At 28.1% G+C, this 3,086-nt stretch carries 5 protein-coding genes; 2 read left to right on the top strand and 3 right to left on the bottom strand.

Going from position 1 to position 3,086, the window contains the following annotated elements:
* Positions 1-33: 33 nt before the first annotated feature.
* The 3 genes from Q0352_RS07130 to Q0352_RS07120 are packed head-to-tail and all read right to left on the bottom strand — an operon-like array spanning position 34 to position 2,196.
* A complete protein-coding gene (locus Q0352_RS07130; RefSeq protein ID WP_299525793.1) occupies positions 34-744 on the bottom strand; it encodes a hypothetical protein in 711 nt (236 codons plus the stop codon).
* The gene (gene folP, locus Q0352_RS07125; RefSeq protein WP_299525790.1) at positions 744-1,574 is read right to left on the bottom strand and encodes a dihydropteroate synthase; all 831 of its coding nucleotides are present in this window, start codon (positions 1,572-1,574) and stop codon (positions 744-746) included. The genes Q0352_RS07130 and folP overlap by 1 nt, the downstream gene beginning before the upstream one ends.
* A 40-nt stretch (positions 1,575-1,614) precedes the next feature.
* Positions 1,615-2,196 carry a TIGR00730 family Rossman fold protein gene (locus tag Q0352_RS07120; RefSeq protein WP_299525787.1) on the bottom strand — a complete coding sequence of 194 codons (582 nt, stop codon included), beginning with the start codon at positions 2,194-2,196 and terminating at the stop codon, positions 1,615-1,617.
* A gap of 65 nt (positions 2,197-2,261) precedes the next feature.
* Here Q0352_RS07120 and Q0352_RS07115 point away from each other — a divergent pair, with 65 nt between their 5' ends.
* Together Q0352_RS07115 and Q0352_RS07110 are read left to right on the top strand one after the other, a co-directional pair.
* Entirely contained in the window at positions 2,262-2,804 is a 543-nt protein-coding gene (locus Q0352_RS07115; RefSeq protein ID WP_299525784.1) for a DUF1599 domain-containing protein, read from the top strand.
* 1 nt (position 2,805) lies between these two features.
* Positions 2,806-3,086, top strand: a 281-nt coding sequence (locus Q0352_RS07110) for a MauE/DoxX family redox-associated membrane protein (RefSeq protein WP_299525782.1), incomplete at its 3' end; no start/stop codon positions are given.

The raw sequence follows: 3,086 nt of genomic DNA, 5'->3' as shown, positions 1-3,086 counted from the left end.
GTAAAAATAAGAAAAAGATTGTAAAAACGTTGGTTATTTACAACCGCAATCAGGAACTTTATTTTGGTCGAAAATAAATTCTATTTTATTAGTTGAGATATTTTTGTCTTCAAAATTATGAATCATTGTTTTATAAAATAAATAATCTTGATATAATAATTTATCATTAAAGTTTAAATGAAGCATTGTTTTTTTTCCTTCGGAAGAAAAATCTATAAATTCTAAAAGTGTAGTTTTAAATTCTGATTTTTCAATTTCGGTATCATTAAGCCTAACATTATTGGGATTAAATGTTAGGTTTATATTGTTGTATTCTAAATAGTTATTGCTATTTGTTTTTATATAATATTTAGATAAAACACTGTCTGTTTTATAGATAACTCCATCAAAAGCTAAAAATGATAATTTTTTTGAAATGGTATCAGAATAGCTAAAGTATTCATGCATTCCTTCTTTAGAATGCATTGAATTTTCGTGTTTATCTTGAAGTGTAATTATGGATGGAATTATTGCTTTTAAAGGTAAATTTTTATCAATATTGAAAATCCAATGTGTAGTGCTTATCGTATTTTTTCTATTTACGTTGGCAATGGTATCGTTATTTTTAACTGCTAGAAACATCCAAACCTGTGAATGATTGTGTAGCTCCTGAATTCCTTTTTCAGACAATGTTGGAATTTTAATTTCTTTTTTAGTGCAACTTAAAAGAGCAAAAGAAAAAAGAAGAATAAATAATTTTTTCATTAATTTTTATTTAGTAATTCAACAATTTTAATTGCTTCTACAGCTTCTTTAACATCATGTACTCGTAAAATATTTGCACCGTTAAGCAGTGCTATTGTATTTGCTGACGTTGTTGCGTTTAATGCGTTATTTTGTGAAACTTCCAAGGGTTTAAATAACATTGATTTTCTAGATAAACCAACAAGAGATGGAGTTTCTAATTTTTTAAATAATTCTAAATGCTTCAACAATTGATAGTTTTGATCAACTGTTTTCCCAAATCCAAACCCAACATCCGTAATAATATCATTTATACCAAGTGAACGTAGTTTATTTATTTTTTCAGAAAAGTAAAAAAGCACATCTTTAACAACATCATTATAAATTGGTTTGGCTTGCATATTTTGTGGTTTTCCTTGCATATGCATAATAATATATGGTACTTGTAGTTTTGCAATTGTAGCAAACATTTCAGAATCCAAATTTCCTGCTGAAATATCATTCACTATACTTGCTCCTTCATTGATGCAGTAGTTAGCAATTTTACTTCTAAAAGTATCAACAGAGATTAATAAATGTGGAAATTCTTTCACTAAAAGTTTAATAACTGATGAAATACGCTCTAATTCCTCTTCTTCAGAAATATGTATTGCACCTGGACGTGAAGAATATGCGCCAACATCAACAAAAGTAGCTCCTTCACTTAGCATTTTTTCAACATGATTTATTATTGCAGTTGAATTGTTATACTTACCACCGTCAAAAAACGAATCAGGAGTAATATTTAAAATTCCCATTATTTTGGGAGATGTTAAATCTATTAATGTTCCATTACAATTAATACTTTTCATATGTTGTTTTTTATCGATAAAATATGATATTAACTATTAATTATCTCACTACTTTATTAATAACTTTAGTCATAATTGGAGCTTTGTAATTTATCATTAATGCGCATAGCTCATCAACAGAATCGCTAACTATAAGCATTTCTTTGTTAGATTGTTTTAAATACCCTTCGGTTACCATCACATCTAATTGTTTAATTAAATAGTTGAAAAATCCGTTGGTGTTTAATAATCCAACAGGTTTGCTTTCAATACCTAATTGCCCTAAAGTTAAAGCTTCAAAAATTTCATCTAAAGTCCCAAAACCACCTGGTAAAGCTATATAGCCATCAACTAATTTGCTGATTTTTACTTTACGTTTGCTCATAGTTTTAGTAACTATCATTTCTGTAATTTTGGCATGAGCTACTTCTTCATGTCTTAACAATCCTGGAATAACGCCAATTACCTCTCCGTTTTGTTCTAATAAAGTATCAGCTAAAATTCCCATCATTCCAATTTTTCCGCCGCCATAAACCAAACCAATATTATTTTTAGCAAAATGATTTCCTAATTTAATAGCATCATTCTTATAAACGTCATTAAAACCTAGGCTTGAGCCACAAAAAACAGCAACTTTCTTCATAATTGAATAATTGATTTTTTAATTCGTTAAATTTGTTCGAAATTTACGGAAATAATTAAAGCTTCATGCAACAAACTTCAAAACAATATAACGATATTATTGAAAAATGTCGTTCGCTATATATAAACAAATTAAAAGATTATGGAAGTGCTTGGCGAATTTTAAGGTTGCCATCTCTTACAGATCAAATTTTTATTAAGGCGCAACGTATTCGTCAATTACAACAAAATTCAACAAGAAAAGTTGATGAAGGTGAAGTTTCTGAATTTATTGGAATTATTAATTATTCTATTATGGCTTTAATTCAGTTAGAAAAAGGTGTTGTAGAGCAACCAGATATGGGAATAGAAGAAGCTATTAAATTATACGATAAGCACGTTGTAATTACAAAGCAACTAATGGAGGATAAAAATTATGATTATGGTGAAGCTTGGCGCGATATGCGTATAAGTTCTTTAACTGATTTAATTTTGCAAAAATTATTGCGTGTAAAACAAATTGAAAATAATAAAGGAAAAACTATCGTCTCTGAAGGGATTGATGCGAATTATCAGGATATGATTAATTACGCAGTTTTTGCTTTAATTCATATTAACGAAACTGAATAAAATGAAACTATTGGTCCATATTTCAAGAATTATTGTTGCAGTAACATTTATATTTTCTGGATTTGTAAAATTAGTTGATCCCTTAGGTTCAGCTTATAAATTTGAAGAATATTTTGGGTATGATGTGTTAAATATGGAGTTTTTAATTCCGTATGCATTGCCATTTTCAATATTTTTAATACTAGCGGAAATAATGCTTGGAGTTATGTTGTTAGTCGGTTTTTTGCCAAAACTAACTTCATGGAGTTTGTTGGCTATGATTCTTGTGTTTTTATTTTTAAC

The sequence above is a fragment of the uncultured Lutibacter sp. genome, from assembly GCF_937891065.1.
In the GTDB taxonomy this organism is placed as follows: Bacteria; Bacteroidota; Bacteroidia; order Flavobacteriales; family Flavobacteriaceae; genus Lutibacter.
This window is presented reverse-complemented; position numbering and strand designations above follow the sequence as displayed.